The following is a 16,297-nucleotide window of genomic DNA, read 5'->3' as shown; positions in this document are numbered from 1 at the left end:
CACGCAATGGCCAGCAACCGTTTCACCGAATTCAAAACTTTTCCGCAACGCCTTGCGCACAGTTGGCAACACAGCAACTCGATGTTGTGTGTGGGCCTCGACCCCGACATTGCCCGCATGCCTGAAGGCTATGGCACAAGCCCTGCTGAAATTGAGCGGTTCTGCATGGAAATTATCAAGGCCACTGCTGAATTCGCCTGTTCCTTCAAACCCCAAATTGCCTATTTCGCTGCGAACCGGGCTGAGGCTGCGCTGGAAAACATTTTGGCCTTCGCCAATGAAATTGCGCCGCACGCCACCACCATTCTGGATGCCAAGCGCGGCGACATCGGTGCCACCGCCAAGCAATACGCCATTGAGGCCTTCGAGCGCTACAAGGCCGACAGCGTAACCCTGAGCCCCTACATGGGCAGCGACTCGGTTGAGCCCTACCATGTCTATCCTGATCGGGGTCTTTTTCTGTTGTGCCGCACATCCAACCCCGGTGGCAACGACCTTCAATTTTTAAACACCGAGAAAAGCGAACCGCTGTACCAAACAGTCGCCAAACTGGCCACAAGCACCTGGAACCCGCACCAGCAAGTTGGCCTGGTTGTGGGCGCCACTTACCCCGAAGAAATTAAAACCGTGCGCAGCATTGTGGGCGACGCACCACTGCTGGTGCCTGGCATTGGCGCACAAGGTGGCGATTTGCTGAACACCGTGAAAAACGGCCTGTGCAGCCAGGGCTGGGGTTTGCTCATCAATTCATCGCGCGCCATTTTGTACGCCAGCAGCAAAGCCGGTTTCGCAAGTGCTGCCGCACAGGAAGCCCGAAACACCCGTGACGCCATACAAGCTGCAAAAGCCGCGGCACTTTCAGGCTAAAATCGACAGAACACACACCATTCATGTTCAGGTAAAAAGAGCCACACCGGCCGGCCTGCACTGAGGAGACAGGGATGAAAATACTTCTGGCCGAAGACGACAGCTTGTTGTCTGAAGGTTTGTCGCAATCATTGCGGCAAGCCGGCTATGCCGTGGATTGCATGTTCAAGGGCAGCGACACTGACACCGCGTTGACCACCATGAACTACGACATTTTGATACTCGATTTGGGCCTGCCAAAAATGAGCGGGCTTGAAGTGTTGCGCAGGCTGCGCGCGCGCGGCAACAACATGCCTGTGCTGATCCTCACTGCGGCTGACAGCGTAGAGCAACGCGTGCAGGGCCTGGATGCCGGGGCTGACGACTACATGGCCAAACCTTTTGACCTGAAAGAACTCGAAGCCCGGGTGCGCGCACTGGCGCGACGTGGAACCGGCGGCGGCGCCAGCATTTGGAAACACGGGCCACTGACCTTCGACCAAGTGGGGCGCATTGCCTACATCAACGACGACATGCTCGACCTTTCCGCGCGTGAAGTGGGATTGCTCGAAGTTCTGCTTCAGCGCGTGGGCCGCCTGGTCAGCAAAGAACAATTTGTCGACCACCTTTGCGAATGGGGCGAGGAAGTAAGCAACAACGCCATTGAGGTTTACATTCACCGCCTTCGCAAAAAAATTGAAGTCAATGGCGTGCGCATTGCAACCGTGCGCGGCTTGGGTTATTGCCTTGAAAAATACACCGAGAAAGAAGCCGCGCCGAATGCCGATGCCAATACATAAAGCAGGTGCCTGATTGGCCTGGTACAAACGCAATCCACTGGCCTCGGGGCAACAACAACGGCGCTCACTCTTCGGGGAAATTCTGGACTGGATGCTGGCCCCACTGCTTATTTTGTGGCCCATGAGCATTGGCGTGACCTACCTTGTGGCCAAATCCATTGCCAACGACCCCTTCGACCACATTCTCGACGACAAAATAACCGCCTTGGCCCAAGAAGTGGCGGCTCAAGCACCCAGCAACCAATTCAGTATTCCCAAAGAAGCCATGGAAATTTTGCTGGCCGACGGCACCGACCAACTACGCGTGCAAGTGCTGGGCAAAACAGGCGAATTTCTGCTGGGAGATGAACGCACCTTGCCCATTCCCCAACGCGAGGCCCGGCAAATTGGCGTGGTCAACTTTCGGGACATTGTGGTCAACGGCGAAGACTTTCGCGCTGGCCACCTGTGGATTGAACTGCCCACCGTCGGCGAAAACCGCTTCATGTTGATTCAGGTTGCGGAAACGCTGGGCAAGCGCGATGGCTTGGCCAACGAAATTATCAAGGGCGTGATTCTGCCGCAGTTCGTCATTCTGCCGCTGGCCGTATTGCTGGTGTGGTTTGGCCTGTCCCGCGGCATCGCCCCGCTGAACAGTTTGCTGGATATTATTCGCACCCGCAAACCCGATGACCTCAGCGCCCTTCAAACCAAAGACACACCCGAGGAATTGCTGCCCGTCATTACGGCGCTGAACGAACAACTGGAGCGCCTTGAACAAACCATCGACACTCAAAAACGATTTGTGGCCGATGCCGCCCACCAGCTGAAAACGCCCCTGGCGGGCCTGCGCATGCAAGTTGAATTACTGAGCGATGAAACTGACGAAGCCGCCAAACTGCGCAGCCTGCGCCGCTTGAAAGTGGGCACCGAACGATCCACCCGCCTGGTGAACCAATTGCTGGCGCTGGCGCGCACCGAGGCGCCCTCAGTGTTGCAGTTTGAGAAACTTGATTTAACCCAGATTGCGCGCACGGTGACCCGCGATTTCGTGCCCGAGGCCATGAACAAACACATCGACCTGGGTGTCGAAGTGCCTGACCACCCCGTGTACGTGAACGGTCAAACCCTGATGCTGACCGAGATGATGAAAAACCTGGTGGAAAACGCCTTGCGCTACACCCCTGAAGAAGGCTGCGTGACCGTGCGGGTAGACGACAGCCCCCAACGCGAAGCGATTGTGCTGGAAGTGGAAGACGACGGCCCAGGCATTCCCGAAAGCGAACGCAATCTGGTTTTCGACCGCTTTTACCGCGTGCTGGGCACCAGCGAAGATGGCTCGGGCCTTGGGCTGGCCATTGTGCAAGAAACTGCACACCAACACGACGCCAACGTGACCATTCACGACAATCCAAAATCGAACCATGCCGATCGGCCGGGTACAGTCATGCGCGTCAGTTTCCCGCCGCGCCACCGGCAAATGGAAGATTGAATGCTTAAAATACAAACTCAACTTTTTTAGAAGCACCCGATGAGAGCAAAAGGCAGTGAATGGCAGGCCCCCGAAGACGACAACCACAAACTGGCCAACCTGTGTGGCCCGGTGGACGCCAACCTTCGTCAAATTGAAGCCGCATTGAACGTGAAAATTGCGCGCCGCAACGGTACATTGAATGTGGTGGGCGACAAAGAAAACGCCAAGCAGGCTTTTATTCTGATCAATCACTTTTTTGAAAAAAGTGACAAACCCGTGACCGCCGATGAAATTCAGCTGGCACTGGTTGAACTGAAAAACACCAACACCGTGGCCAGCACTAAAAAAGAAATTCCGCTGATTGCCGGCGAAGACGAACCGGTGATTCTGAAAACCAAGAAGGGCGACTTACAGCCCCGCACCGCCCGCCAGAAAGACTACCTGAAAGCCGTGCTTGAACACGACCTGACCTTTGGCATTGGCCCTGCCGGTACCGGCAAAACCTATTTGGCAGTGGCTTGTGCAGTGGACGCACTAGAGCGCGACAGCGTGAAACGAATCATTTTGACCCGCCCAGCAGTGGAGGCTGGCGAACGGCTGGGCTTTTTGCCGGGTGACCTGAACCAGAAAGTAGACCCCTACCTGCGCCCCCTGTACGATGCCCTGTACGATTTGGCTGGTTTTGACCGGGTACAAAAATGGTTTGAGCGCAATGTGATTGAAATTGCACCGCTGGCCTACATGCGTGGCCGCACTTTAAGCCATGCTTTCGTGATTCTCGATGAAGCCCAAAACACCACACCCGAGCAGATGAAAATGTTTTTGACCCGAATCGGCTTTGGCAGCAAGGCAGTGATTACTGGCGACGTAACCCAAATTGACCTGCCACGTGGCCAGCAAAGCGGCCTGGTGCAAACCCAGCATGTGCTGCGCAATGTGAAAGGCATTGCCATGACCTACTTCACCAGCGCCGACGTGGTGCGCCACCCGCTGGTGGCCCGCATTGTTGAGGCCTACGAGCGTTTCCACAACCCAGAACGAACCGGCACCGCTGGCGAAACCAATGACGAGTAAAACCACAGCGCCAGTCAGCGTAGCCATTCAATGGGCAGTGCACGCCGACCACCCACCCTTCTCGGACGTGGACAACAGCCGCATTCGCCGCTGGGCCAAGGCCTGTTTTATGGACCGAGCAGAAATTACCATTCGCCTGGTGGGCGAAGAAGAAGGCCGGCAACTGAACCGCGACTTCCGGGGCAAAGACTACGCCACCAATGTGCTCACCTTCCCAATGGACATGCCCGATCTGGGTGCCGACTCGGGCCTGCCCGTGTTCATGGCCGACATCGTGATTTGCCCCGCCGTGGTTGAACGCGAAGCCGCTGAGCAGAGCAAAGACCCGATTGACCATCTGGCCCACCTGATTATCCATGGCTGCCTGCACGCCCAGGGCTACGTGCACGAAAGCGACAATCAGGCTGAGTTGATGGAAAGCCGCGAAATCGAAATTCTAAAACGTTTCAAGATTTCAAACCCTTACGTGATTTCAGCCAAAAAATAGTGGCTTTTTGCCCCCACAGGGCTTGACCACTTTTGAAAACTTGGCCATAATCGCGGTCTTCGGTTGAGGGCCAACGCCCAAAAGCGAAATGTGGGTCGTTAGCTCAGCTGGTAGAGCAGAGGACTTTTAATCCTTTGGTCGTGAGTTCGAATCTCGCACGACCCACCACAAATTCAAGGACTTAGATGCGAAAGCGTCTAAGTTCTTTTTCATTTTTGGCGATCTGGTACCAAACTGGTACCCAATGCAATTCAATACTGCCATCCCTCACCCAAGCAACACACACAGAGAATTTCTACCCCTCCCGATCCTTTCCGCATACTCATGGGTCGATCTGCTTTCGTTCAAAACTGCATGAATGCCCAAGCCCGCACATTTCACGAAGACCATCTGAAGCGCAAAGCGCAGTCACTACAACTTGCTTATACACGTGCACTGAACAGCCACGACGGTTCAGCGCCGCTTTACCTGCATCAGGAAATGGATTTTCTGGGTCACTTCGAGCCCGATGCTCAAGTAAGCCTGGCCATGGTGCCCGAGGTAATGCAGCAAGATCCCATGGCAGGCATCATGTTGATGACAGCCCAACTGAATACACAGCAAACCAGCGCCGTGGTCACCGCATTTGAAAAAGGTACATTCAACGCTGCCTTGCTGGGTCAGTTGTTCGGGGCGACCAACTTACCCGGTAACCTGGCCAATTTAATTGAAGCTGCTGCCAAGGCACGCTTTACTTCAAAAATGAAAACCGAATTACGAGCCACACTGGCCAGCGGAAAATCCCGCACGGTGAAACTGGGCAACGGTGTGGAATTGAAAGCCGTGGGCCTTAAAGGCCCCAACCAGTTTGGCAAATACGCCGATGTGCTTATCCGGGTTCGTCAAACCAATGCCAAGCAAATTACCTTGCTGGAGAAAAACCAGTTTCAGCAAATTAGCAAAAACATGAGCACCAAGTCCTTGGGGCCTGCCGCATTCAAACATGACAAAGTACTCAGCTTGAGCCGACAGGCGGCAGATGAAATGTGGGAGTTGCGCAGGCTTACAGGATCATCTTTCCTGGGCTCCGCAAGAGTGGGGGGTGTTCTAACGTTTGGCCCCACCTTGATCAACGACGTGATGACCAACTACAACCACAACGCCAAACTGGACCAGAAGTTCAACTACAAGAAGTTCGCTGTAGACAGCGCCAAGAATCAAACTGGCAATGCGCTAGGTATGGCCGCTGGTTTTGGCGTAGCTATTCTGTTTACCGGTGGAATGGTTGCTGGCGCCCCCTTGATTCTGCTCTCAATGGGAATTGGGGTTGCTGTTTCAATTGGCTACGACCGTCTTGGATTTGATGATGTTGTTGAAGCCAAAGCCAAAAAGCTATTTCAATAAAACAAACAGACGGCACTGTTATTTTTATCGACCATGATTAATCCAGCCCCTTTGCACTTTTATTTCCTTGGTGGAATTCTCAGCTTGTCATTTTTGCTGCTGATTGCCGCGACCCCTCTGTACATGGCCACCTGGATGACCACGGGTATAGTTCTGTGTTTGTTTGCCAGCATAGTTCTCTTCTCATCCGTCGTGTGTTACCAATGGGTTTTTGTTAGCAAAAGGCCAATCAAAGCAACCATCATTGAATTTGCTACGCTGTTGATCGCGGTTCATCCGTTTGTGTTTGGAATCCATCATTGGCCCCCACTGACTGACCACAGTGAGCTAATTCAAACCTCGCACTGGTATGAAAACATCAATCTTGTTTTTGGTGTCTGTGTGCTGCTCATCACCACTGTTGTCGCTTATGCGATTGCGTATTCCAGATCTGACAAATCATCTCTTGAAACATGCTCTGGCCTTGAGTGGACCATTTTTCAAATCAATCTTCGAACCAGAAAGTACAGTCGCCGCAAAAACTTTCCAATCATTCATACACTTTACTGGCCACTTGTATTGGCGGGTGGTTTTTATATCATGTGGTTTGCCAATCAATACGCCCAGGTGGAAGATTTAAAAGAGGATCTAAAACTTATTTCTTTACTCGGAATATGCTCAATGATTCTTTGTTACCTCTGCGGTCTTGTGTTTGGAGAGGGTATTCGGCTTATTCAGATCGAACGATATTTGAATAAGGGAAAATTCGAAATCGAAGGTCTGGAACATCTGAAACGCTGGCGCCACGACTACGTGAAGTACCACCTTCCCGCCCCGATCCGCAAACTCAACTTGCGCTTGTTCAACCAACATGTAAAGGCGTATGAAGACCTCCAAAAAACCAAATATCAAAGTCGCTCACAATCACGCCTTTAATTATGTACGCATTGACGTACGTTCGTTTTATCGTACAATAAACGATTACAAAAGTTTGAGGTTCATCATGGCTGGAATCACCGCAACCGAGGCTCGCAGCAATCTTTATCGCCTAATTGATGAAACCGCAGAGTCTCACCAACCCATCGTCATCACCGGGAAACGCAATAGCGCGGTTCTTGTTTCCGAAGAGGATTGGTCAGCCATTCAAGAAACGCTTTATTTGCTCTCGGTTCCGGGTATGAGAGAGTCCATTCGAGAAGGCATGGACACGCCAGTGGATGAATGCGACCAGGAGTTGGACTGGTGACTTGGGCAATCGTTTACACCAAACAAGCTCAGAAGGACGCAAAAAAACTGGCTGCAAGCGGCCTGAAACCAAAAGCTCAAGAACTGCTTGCGATCATTGCCGAAGACCCCTACCGCAAACCACCCCCCATTGAAAAACTGGTCGGCGACCTGGCCGGGGCCTATTCGCGGCGAATCAACATTCAACATCGTTTGGTCTATCAAGTGCTCGACAATGACCGCACAGTTAAAGTGCTGCGCCTGTGGAGCCACTACGAATAGCCTAAATTGAAGTGGCAAGTGTCGCCCTTTTTACATTACTGGCATTCTCACTGTCACAAACACATCTAAAACTTTCACACCCTTAGTAACAGCAAATCACCACCAAATTTTGAACGGGGTTTGCCGGATGAATGTGAAGTCACTTCTCGCCTTGGGCGCAACAGCAGCACTCCTCTCCGCCTGCCTCTCAAGCGGCGATTCAACCACAAACACCAGCGGCGCTGGGCAAGCAGTAAACCCCAGCGAAACGCCGCTGCAACTGTCAGAATTTTCGGTGGCCAATGGCTGCTTTGGTTTGCAATCGGCGTTCAGCAGGCAGTTTGTGCAGCCAGCAGCCGCCCGCTATGCGGCAGGCCCGGCCACGCAAGCTGAAAAGTTCACCATGCGCCCCACAGAATTGGGCAAGTACCTGATTTACGGCAGCGACCGGCAAATGATCACGGCGCAAGGCAACACCCTGGTGGCCAGCGCAGAACCCACGGATGCAGCCGTGTGGCAAGCCAGTTTTGACAAAAACAAAAGCCAGTTCAGCTTCACTGATGCGGCAGGCAGGTTCTTGGCACTGGATGAAACAGCCGGGCTAACCACCGCCACCCAACAAACCGAACGCACTCAGTTCAAACTGATGCCCAGCAGCGATTGCGCGGCCTACCCGGAAATGCCCACCGCCATGGAAGGCACACCTTACAAAGGCCGCGGTGAAAACCAGCCCATCATCGGCTTTGCCGACACCCACACGCACATGGGCATGTCCAGCGAAATGTCATTGGATGGCAGCGTAGGCCCATCCGCTGGTGGCGTGCTGTACGGGGAAGTGGTGCACCGCTTTGGCATTCCCCATGCGCTGGGCAGTTGTGAAGCATTCCACGGCCCCAATGGCATTCGCGATGCCAACAACATTTTGGAAACCACGCCCGGCGCACAACACGACACACAAGGCTGGCCCACCTTTGTGGACTGGCCTCGCCGCAACTTCCTGACCCACCAGGTGATGTACCACGCCTGGGTTGAACGCGCCTGGCGCGCAGGCCTGCGCGTGATGGTAAACCACGGCACCAACATTGCTGCGCTGTGCCGGGTTGGACAGACTTACTCAGGCAATCCACAGGCAGATTGCAACGACATGGGCGTGGCTACAAAACAGGTGGAATACCTGTATGACGTGCAAGACTACGTTGACGCCCAGTTTGGTGGCCCTGGCAAAGGCTGGTACCGAATTGTGAAAACCCCGGCCGAAGCGCGCCAAGTGGCCAATGAAGGCAAGCTTGCCGTGGTGTTGGGTGTTGAGGTGGCGCAAGTGTTCAACTGCGGCGTCACCATGCTGCCCGGTGGCGGCGAAATTCGCAAATGTGACCAAACCCAAATTGACGCCGAAATCGAGAAGTTGTGGGCCCTGGGCGCACGCCATGTGTACCCCTTCCACGACATCGACAGCTCGCTGGGTGGTGCTGGTATTTTCAGCGGTGATGTCATCAACTTCCTGAACTTTCTTGACACCGGTGCTTTCTGGAAAACCACGGAATGCCGCGACTTTCCCGAAAATGAACCTTCAGTGCGCGAACCTGGCACCAACATGACCACCGCCGTACCCGGTACTAGCGGCAACGCGCTCACCAAAATGTTACTTGAGGCTGTGGGCGGTATTACACCGCTGTACCCGGATGGTAAACGTTGTAATGCCCGCACCGTGACCGACCTTGGCCAGTACGCACTAACCGCACTGATGAACCGCGGCTTTGTGATCGACATAGACCATGCGGCCTACCACAGCAAAGACATCATGCTGGACCTGGCAGAGACCATGAACCCGCCCTACCCCATGGCTTCGTCGCACGATGCCCATGGTGGCTTGACCAGCGACCAGGCTGTACGCATGCTGAAAAGTGGCGGCGTTATATACCCCTACAAAGGCAACGGCATCAAGCATGTGGAGTTTCTCGAGAAGTTGAAATTCTGGCGCAACAAGGCGGGCATGAATAACACCCTGCTGGGTCTGGGCTATGGTGCAGATGGCAATGGCTTTGGTGGCCACCCCGGCCCGCGCGGTGGGGACAGTGTGCCCGTTCAATACCCGTTTACTCTGTTCCGTGGTGAGGGCTGGGGCCCGCGTTACCAGTCGCTTCCTGAAATGAAGGTGAACTTGCTGACCATTCCGGAAAGCGGCAAATTCTGGCACATCGACGAAGTGGGCATGGCGCACTACGGCATGGTGGCCGACTTTGTTGAAGAAGTACGCCTTGAAGGTGGTGGCGAGGCCATTGATGCCCTGTACAACAGCGCTGAAGCCTATGTGCGCATGTGGGAGAACGTGTACTACCGCAACAACCCGAAATGAAATCGCTTGGCTTGACCGCGGTGCTGCTTGCAGCACCTGCCACCGCCTGGGCACATGCCTTCGGTGAACCTGTGCAATTGCCCATGCCCTATGGGCTTTACATTGCAGGCTCGGTACTGGCTCTGGTGTTGTCATTCGTATTGCTGGCTTTCAGCGGTCAATTCAGTAAGCAATCCGGCGGCAAGTTATCCAGGCGCTTGCAGGCTCACCGTGTATTGCCATTGCCTGCCTGGCCAACCAGCTGGGTTCACAAAGCACGTGCAGCAGGTTCGCTATTCTGGCTAAGTGCCTTGCTGTTTTGCATCATCACGGGCTTGGTGGGCAGCAACGACAGCCACCGCAACTTCAACATGACCTTCTTCTGGATTCTGTTTGTGTTGGGTGGCGCCTATGCATCCATGTTGATTGGCGACTGGTACAAGTACCAACACCCCTGGCGGTTTCTACTGCCCGCCCGCTGGAACGGAATTCGCAAGTATCCACGCTGGCTGGGCCATTGGCCTGCCTTGCTGCAACTGGTTTGCTTGATTGCCATTGAACTGTTCTTTCACAGCACGCCCCGCAAGCTTGCTTTGCTGTTGATTGCGTTTGGCGCATTCAATTACGCGGGCATGCTGTTGTGGGGAACGCGGCGCTGGCTGCAACGTGGTGAATTGTTTGCCGTGTTGTTTCGCTTGTTTGCTGCGTGTGCGCCGCTGCGTAGAACACGCAGCACCGATGGAAAATACCGCTGGCGAATTGCCCTGCCCTTCTCCGACCTTCGCCGCCTTCGCCTGTGGCACCCGGCACAATGCCTGTTTGTTTTATTCTTGCTGTCATCTACCGCTTACGACGGTCTGCGTGAAACTGCGGTGTATTTCAACATTTTCTGGCAAGACCCGTGGGGTATTTTAACGGCTGCCTTTGGCGATCACCCACTGAAAATTTATCCACAAGTGCGCCCGTGGTTTATTGCGTGGGAGATTGTCCTATTGATCGTATCCCCGTTTTTTTACCTGCTGCTCTTCGTACTTTTCATCGCCTTGGGTCGCATGCTGACCGGCGGCCAACAACCCATTGGCTTGCTGTTGCGCCGCTACTTACCCAGCCTAGTGCCTATTGCCGTGGTGTACCACCTGACGCACTACTACACCCTGCTGTTTAGTCAAGGTTTGAAAATTCGGGGCTTGGTATCAGACCCCTTCGGTTGGGGCTGGAACATTTTTGGCAACGCCATCACAGGCCGTCTGCCCTGGCTGCCGGACATGGCCAACATCTGGGCCAGCCAGGTGGTGCTGATTCTGGCTGGGCATGTGGCCGCCGTTTGGCTGGCACACCACCAAGCTTTGCAACTTGAACGCAGCAACAGGCACGCCACCTTAAGCCAATTGCCCATGCTGGTGCTGATGGTGGTATTCACCAGCGTGGGGCTTTGGATTTTGGCACAGCCCTTGCAAAGTTAGGCAATTAAGCTGGCATCTTGGTGGTACGCAGGTACGGCAGTTTGATGTCAATATTTCCGAACTTCTCGGTGGCTTGTTCATTGTTCAGTGACAAAGCAACAATCACATCTTGCCCCTGCACCCAGTTTGCGGGCGTTGCAATCGGCTTACCGTAGGTGGCCTGTAGCGCATCCAGCGCACGCAGCACTTCTGCAAAATTCCGGCCTACAGACATAGGGTAAGTCATGGACAACTGCATCTTCTTGTCTGGGCTGAAAATGAATACAACACGAACACTGGCCGAGTCTGCCGCTGTTCTGCCGTCGGGCAAGTAAGCATTTGCAGGCAACATATCCAGCGCCTTGGAAACTTCAAGCGACTTGTCTGCAATGATAGGGAAAGACGCCTTTGCACCAGAAAATTTCTCGATGTCACCTTTCCATTGTGTGTGTTCTTCAACACCGTCAACAGACAATCCAATTACTTTCGTACCGCGTTTTTTCCACTCCTCAGCCAACTGCGCCACGGCACCAAACTCGGTGGTGCACACGGGTGTGAAGTCTTTGGGGTGACTGAAAAGAATGGTCCAGCTGTCACCAATAAAGTCATGCAGCATGAATTTTCCCTGGTCGGTCTCCAGGCTCAGGTTAGGCACCACATCATTAATTCTTAAACCCATTGATATCTCCTTGTTAAGCCGTTTCGCGAAACTAGCTGCCAAAGCCTTTCAGCAATACGGCAGTCAGTTCATTCAGTGTCCCCAAGGGTACGCGTTTCTGAGGTGTCAATCCATTGGTGAAACCCATCGCCCTGAAGCGATCCAGCAAACGATTGTCTTTTGACACGATGAACACCGGTACATCCCACGGTGTGGGTTCTCTCGACACACTGCCTGTGGGCTGATGGTCACCGATCATCACGTACACGGTTTCTCTGGGCTCTGGCTGGCTGAAATAACCGGCAAGCCAGGTGTTGGTGTAGTTGATCGTGCGCAGGTAATCGGGTTTCATGTATTCCCAGTTCACGGGTTCAGCTTGTGCGCGGGCCGCCGCAGCCGCATCGAAAGGTTGAGGGCCTAGCAGTTTCTTCCAGTCGGGCTGATAAGGCGGCACCTGGTGAAAGGGAAAATGGCTTGAAATGGTTGGGAAAAAAGTAAAGCGCGGCTTGGCCGATTCATCGCGCGGGTACAGCTGATCAACCCGGGCTGCTGCAAACTGATCTGGAATTTTCCAGAAGCCAAAGGCGGGGCCTTCATAACCAAGCGCTGGGCCATCAATGTATTGGTCAAAACTGTAAAAAGCTCGCTCAGCCCACTCCCAACCCACAGAGTGGTAGAGACCAAAAGTTTCGTAACCCTCACGCTCGAACACATCAAGCATAGTGGGCCGCTCGGTGGTCAGCAAAACATCGTGTTTGCGCGAGTCTTTCAAATCGATGCCTGACAACACTGACAAATGTGACAGGTCGCTTGCGCCGCCAATGGTGGGCGACACATAAAACGCGGACACCACATTGCGGCCGCTGGCCAGAATGGATTGTTCAAGTTGTGCACGGGTTTGTGCAACAGCGGCTGAGGAATCTTTTTGGTCGTAAAGCACCGCGCCATAGGTTTCCAGAAAAATCATGTGCACATCGCGATTGTTCAGCGCAGCCAAGGCCGGTGTGTCTGTTTTGGCCAAGGTCTCGTCGATTACCGTGGTGGCCGGCAACAATTGCGCCGCACGCGAGGGCACCAGAATATCGCGCAGCTTCATGGCCTCTTTCCAGTACACAGGCACCACGGCCTTGGACACAAAGGTGGGTTTGTCTGGGTCTTCGGAATAATTGAGCAACACAACGGCGCCAGCCAAAAGCAAGGCACTCCACAACCACAGTGTTTTGGCCACGGGCTGCACTGCATGGCTTACTGTTTTCATGGCGACCAGCAACAGGCGGTAATAAGCCCACACTGCCGCGCAAGCCACAAGCGCAACCAAGGCTGTTAGCCATACCGGCAAGCCTTGAACAGTGACCCACACAAAGCGCGGAAGCTGCGGCACATCCCAGTACAAGTTGACTGGGCGCCCCAATAAGTTAGGGACCACCACATCGGCATAGTGACCAAATGCCATCAACAAATACACCGCAGAAATAACACCCAATGCCCGCGCTGAGGGCTTGCCGAACATAGCCACCCATGCAGACAGCAACATGACCAGACACACAAACTCGGGCGACACGCCAAGGTCGGGCAACACGTACACAGTGGGCCAAATGGCAGAGAAACACAGCGTGGAGTTTAAGAAAATCAAGGCCAACAGCAATTGGCCGCTGAAGCGCCACTTTGACACGGCAGGCAGGCTCGCAACGCTTAGGCCAAGACTGTTTCGCAATGCTGTATCTGTTGAACTCATGACTGCTTTACACCAACTTCATTGTGCGCCGCAGCCCGTGTGGGCGCAGCACTGAGTAAGGAAACGACAAACGCCGCAAGGAAAGGCAAACTTTGGGACACCAATACCAGGCACCAGGCCAGGTTCTCTTTGGAATCAAAACCCAATTGAAAATAGATCAGCCCTACGGCACACAACAACACAAAGGCCAAAACAGATTCATCCCGGGCTGCATTGATTGCATACAGCACTGCCATTCGATTGACCATTTTCGGAGTTCGAATGAAAGGAATTTTTCGCCCCACAAACAAACCCGACAAGGTGGCGCGCCCTATCGCATAACTAAGTGACAAGCCTGCCAAAGTGGCTGCCACAGCCGTTGTAAAACTGGCCTTGACCTGCACCAGGTACAGAGTGAACAGCTTGGTGATTTTGAATGTGAAAAACATGATGGGCACGATGCTGATCAACAATGGAGGGGCATTGAACGCCAAAGGATCAAGCAACATCAAGCCCGACCACACTAAAGCCAGCAGGGTAAAAACCAGATTGATGCCATCGGCAATCCAGGGCAACCAACCAGACACAAAGTGATAGCGCTGGCCTGCTGTCAATTTGCTTGGCTTAAGCCCCAGCAACTGGGCTGCGTGTTCGCGCAAAATTTGCATGGCACCATAGGCCCAGCGGTGGCGTTGTTTTTTGTAATCAGTAAAGGTGTCGGGAATTAAACCGTGCCCGTAGCTTTGGTCAATGTAAACCGCCTCATGGCCCTGCTCAAAAATTCGCAACCCCAATTCAGTGTCTTCGGTAATGGTGCTAACCCCCCAGCAGCCCACCTGTTCAAGCACCGACCTGCGAACCATGGTCATGGTGCCGTGCTGAATAATTGCATTGCGCTCGTTGCGGGTCACCATACCGAGATGAAAAAAACCCTTGTACTCGGCATAACACAGGGATTTGAATGCGCTGTCTGAACCATCGCGATAGTCTTGCGGAGCCTGCACAATCGCAATCTCGGGCTTCTCGAATTCGGGGGCCAGGTCTTTCAACCAGTGTGGCAGCACCTTGTAGTCTGCATCAATCACAGCCACCACCTCGGCCTGCGGGCTGGTCCGCTCCAGCGCGTAGTTCAAGGCACCCGCCTTGTAGCCGCTCAAGGGGCTGACATGAAAGAAGCGGAAACGCTCACCCAGTTGCAGGCAATGTGCCTGCACTGGGCGCCAAGTGGCCTCATTTTTCGTGTTGTTGTCCACCACGATCACTTCAAAATTCGGATAATCCAGTCGGGCCAGGGCATTGAGGGTATCCATCAACATCTCTGGTGGTTCCTCGTAGGCCGGCACATGAATGGACACAAAAGGCTGAAAATGCCTTGCGCCCGTATTCTCCGAATCTGCACGCTTTGGCAAGGTCAACAACCTGCGTCGGCTGCTGTACCACATGGCTTCTGCCCATTCATGGGCTTCTGACATCACGATGACAAACACACCCACCACACCCAGCAACAGAAAGACGGAAATGGCCACACTGGCCCAGGTGTGGTACTGCAAGGTGAAGTCGTAGATTACATAAATGATCAAAGATGAAATGACAAAGGCATTGAAGATCAAAAATGTGCGCCCACTGTCGCGCAGGGCTTTGCTGTCGATCAGCAAGAGGAAAGTCATCATCAATGCCACCACGATGGATGCAGCGGCAAGTAACTTCCACTGTGGTATGGCAATGATTGGACGATCTGGTTCAAACTTCGCTTCACGAAATGAATCGAATACACCCCAGTGCCCGCCCACGCTGCCTTCAATGTCCGATTTCCAGGGCTGATCAAAAGCCTCCATCACATAGAACACCATGTTCTCTTGCTCGGCACGCTGAATGAAACGGCGCAAAAACTTGGCCTGATTGGCCTGTGATGCATCGGCTTGCTTGATCGAGCGACCATTGCTGGGCCAACCCACTTCGGTGACCACAATCGGCTTGCCAGGGAAGGTTTGCTGCAATTGCTTGTAGGTGTTGATTGAAAAATCAACCGCATCATTCAGTGCGATGCCTTCCCAAAAGGGCAGCAAATGCACGGCGAGGTAATCCACATGCTCAGCCAGCTCCGGGTTTTTCAACCACACATGCCAGGGTTCGGCCGTGCTCACCGGAATATCCGTCCCCGAACGTACTTGGTCCAGATAAGCGATCATCTGCTTGAGGTTCAGGTCTTCACGCAACAAGGCCTCGTTGCCCACAATCAGGCGGACCACATTGTAAGGGGGGCTATGCGCCACACTGAGCAAACGCTCAAGTTCTTTCTCATTGGCCTGCAGGTCGGGGCTTAACCAGGCACCCAAGGCCACATTGATATTGTGTGCTTTGGCCAGCGCGGGGATTTCTCCAAATATGCCAGCGACAGTGTAGGTACGAATGGCGAGTGTTTTGCCCGCCAACAAGGACAAATCCCGGTTGATGTCTTCCCGTTTGGGCTCGATGTTGTCGATTGGGCTTTGCCCGGCCTGGTAGGGCGAAAATGCGAAGCCCGGAATGACCTGGTTCCAGGGCGGCTCCTGAGCAGGCTGGTTGATGTAACCGTAACCCCCGACTACCAGCAACACAAAAGCAAACAGCGCAAAAACGGAGGGCATGGGCGTACAGCTAT

14 protein-coding genes and 1 tRNA gene are annotated in these 16,297 nt (G+C 53.7%); 12 read left to right on the top strand and 3 right to left on the bottom strand.

The genetic code is table 11. The annotated features are described in order from the left end of the window. Positions 1–6 precede the first annotated feature (6 nt). The 12 genes from pyrF to FCS97_RS05795 all read left to right on the top strand — a co-directional run bounded on the left by pyrF (position 7) and on the right by FCS97_RS05795 (position 11,305). On the top strand, positions 7–867 hold the full coding sequence (gene pyrF, locus FCS97_RS05850; protein WP_138517421.1) for an orotidine-5'-phosphate decarboxylase: 861 nt from the start codon (positions 7–9) through the stop codon (positions 865–867). Positions 868–941: 74 nt separating this feature from the next. Continuing rightward, positions 942–1,646 carry a response regulator gene (locus FCS97_RS05845; protein WP_138517419.1) on the top strand — a complete coding sequence of 235 codons (705 nt, stop codon included), beginning with the start codon at positions 942–944 and terminating at the stop codon, positions 1,644–1,646. Positions 1,647–1,659: 13 nt separating this feature from the next. Further along, positions 1,660–3,117 carry a sensor histidine kinase N-terminal domain-containing protein gene (locus FCS97_RS05840; protein ID WP_138517417.1) on the top strand — a complete coding sequence of 486 codons (1,458 nt, stop codon included), beginning with the start codon at positions 1,660–1,662 and terminating at the stop codon, positions 3,115–3,117. Positions 3,118–3,156: 39 nt separating this feature from the next. Further along, entirely contained in the window at positions 3,157–4,173 is a 1,017-nt protein-coding gene (locus tag FCS97_RS05835) for a PhoH family protein (protein ID WP_138517415.1), read from the top strand. Continuing rightward, positions 4,163–4,660: an rRNA maturation RNase YbeY gene (gene ybeY, locus FCS97_RS05830; protein ID WP_138517413.1), complete on the top strand. Its 498-nt coding sequence runs from the start codon at positions 4,163–4,165 to the stop codon at positions 4,658–4,660. The genes FCS97_RS05835 and ybeY overlap by 11 nt, the downstream gene beginning before the upstream one ends. Positions 4,661–4,752: 92 nt before the next feature. After that, a tRNA-Lys gene (locus tag FCS97_RS05825) sits at positions 4,753–4,828 on the top strand. Positions 4,829–5,014: 186 nt separating this feature from the next. Continuing rightward, positions 5,015–6,043, top strand: a complete 1,029-nt coding sequence (locus tag FCS97_RS05820; RefSeq protein WP_138517411.1) for a hypothetical protein — start codon at positions 5,015–5,017, stop codon at positions 6,041–6,043. Between the two features lie 84 nt (positions 6,044–6,127). Continuing rightward, positions 6,128–6,958, top strand: a complete 831-nt coding sequence (locus FCS97_RS05815; protein ID WP_138517409.1) for a hypothetical protein — start codon at positions 6,128–6,130, stop codon at positions 6,956–6,958. A 67-nt stretch (positions 6,959–7,025) separates the two neighbouring features. Continuing rightward, positions 7,026–7,268 (top strand): type II toxin-antitoxin system Phd/YefM family antitoxin, encoded by a 243-nt coding sequence (locus FCS97_RS05810; RefSeq protein ID WP_138517407.1) that lies wholly within the window; start codon positions 7,026–7,028, stop codon positions 7,266–7,268. Continuing rightward, positions 7,265–7,528 (top strand): Txe/YoeB family addiction module toxin, encoded by a 264-nt coding sequence (locus FCS97_RS05805; protein WP_138517405.1) that lies wholly within the window; start codon positions 7,265–7,267, stop codon positions 7,526–7,528. Before FCS97_RS05810 ends, FCS97_RS05805 begins: the two co-directional genes overlap by 4 nt. A gap of 127 nt (positions 7,529–7,655) precedes the next feature. After that, positions 7,656–9,863: a peptidase M19 gene (locus FCS97_RS05800; protein ID WP_138517403.1), complete on the top strand. Its 2,208-nt coding sequence runs from the start codon at positions 7,656–7,658 to the stop codon at positions 9,861–9,863. Further along, complete coding sequence (locus FCS97_RS05795) at positions 9,860–11,305, top strand: hypothetical protein (protein WP_138517401.1); 1,446 nt, start codon at positions 9,860–9,862, stop codon at positions 11,303–11,305. The genes FCS97_RS05800 and FCS97_RS05795 overlap by 4 nt, the downstream gene beginning before the upstream one ends. Before the next feature lie 4 nt (positions 11,306–11,309). Here the strand turns inward: FCS97_RS05795 and FCS97_RS05790 are convergent, their stop codons facing one another. The 3 genes from FCS97_RS05790 to FCS97_RS05780 are packed head-to-tail and all read right to left on the bottom strand — an operon-like array spanning position 11,310 to position 16,283. Continuing rightward, the gene (locus tag FCS97_RS05790) at positions 11,310–11,963 is read right to left on the bottom strand and encodes a peroxiredoxin (protein ID WP_138517399.1); all 654 of its coding nucleotides are present in this window, start codon (positions 11,961–11,963) and stop codon (positions 11,310–11,312) included. A gap of 31 nt (positions 11,964–11,994) precedes the next feature. Further along, a complete protein-coding gene (locus FCS97_RS05785) occupies positions 11,995–13,677 on the bottom strand; it encodes a sulfatase-like hydrolase/transferase (protein ID WP_138517397.1) in 1,683 nt (560 codons plus the stop codon). Next, positions 13,674–16,283: a glycosyltransferase family 2 protein gene (locus FCS97_RS05780; protein ID WP_138517395.1), complete on the bottom strand. Its 2,610-nt coding sequence runs from the start codon at positions 16,281–16,283 to the stop codon at positions 13,674–13,676. The genes FCS97_RS05785 and FCS97_RS05780 overlap by 4 nt, the downstream gene beginning before the upstream one ends. Positions 16,284–16,297: the final 14 nt, after the last annotated feature.

It is taken from the genome of Limnobacter alexandrii, assembly GCF_005871185.1.
Classification (GTDB): Bacteria; Pseudomonadota; Gammaproteobacteria; order Burkholderiales; family Burkholderiaceae_B; genus Limnobacter; species Limnobacter alexandrii.
Note: the sequence above shows the minus strand (reverse complement) of the source record. Positions and strands in the feature narration are given on the sequence as shown.

Bases quoted from the DNA above. Each gene is read 5' to 3' on its own strand.
- FCS97_RS05790 (WP_138517399.1), bottom strand. From the start codon at position 11,963: ATGGGTTTAAGAATTAATGATGTGGTGCCTAACCTGAGCCTGGAGACC.
- FCS97_RS05795 (WP_138517401.1), top strand. From the start codon at position 9,860: ATGAAATCGCTTGGCTTGACCGCGGTGCTGCTTGCAGCACCTGCCACC.
- FCS97_RS05785 (WP_138517397.1), bottom strand. From the start codon at position 13,677: ATGAGTTCAACAGATACAGCATTGCGAAACAGTCTTGGCCTAAGCGTT.
- pyrF (WP_138517421.1), top strand. From the start codon at position 7: ATGGCCAGCAACCGTTTCACCGAATTCAAAACTTTTCCGCAACGCCTT.
- FCS97_RS05845 (WP_138517419.1), top strand. From the start codon at position 942: ATGAAAATACTTCTGGCCGAAGACGACAGCTTGTTGTCTGAAGGTTTG.
- FCS97_RS05810 (WP_138517407.1), top strand. From the start codon at position 7,026: ATGGCTGGAATCACCGCAACCGAGGCTCGCAGCAATCTTTATCGCCTA.
- FCS97_RS05820 (WP_138517411.1), top strand. From the start codon at position 5,015: ATGAATGCCCAAGCCCGCACATTTCACGAAGACCATCTGAAGCGCAAA.
- FCS97_RS05780 (WP_138517395.1), bottom strand. From the start codon at position 16,283: ATGCCCTCCGTTTTTGCGCTGTTTGCTTTTGTGTTGCTGGTAGTCGGG.
- FCS97_RS05835 (WP_138517415.1), top strand. From the start codon at position 3,157: ATGAGAGCAAAAGGCAGTGAATGGCAGGCCCCCGAAGACGACAACCAC.
- FCS97_RS05800 (WP_138517403.1), top strand. From the start codon at position 7,656: ATGAATGTGAAGTCACTTCTCGCCTTGGGCGCAACAGCAGCACTCCTC.
- ybeY (WP_138517413.1), top strand. From the start codon at position 4,163: ATGACGAGTAAAACCACAGCGCCAGTCAGCGTAGCCATTCAATGGGCA.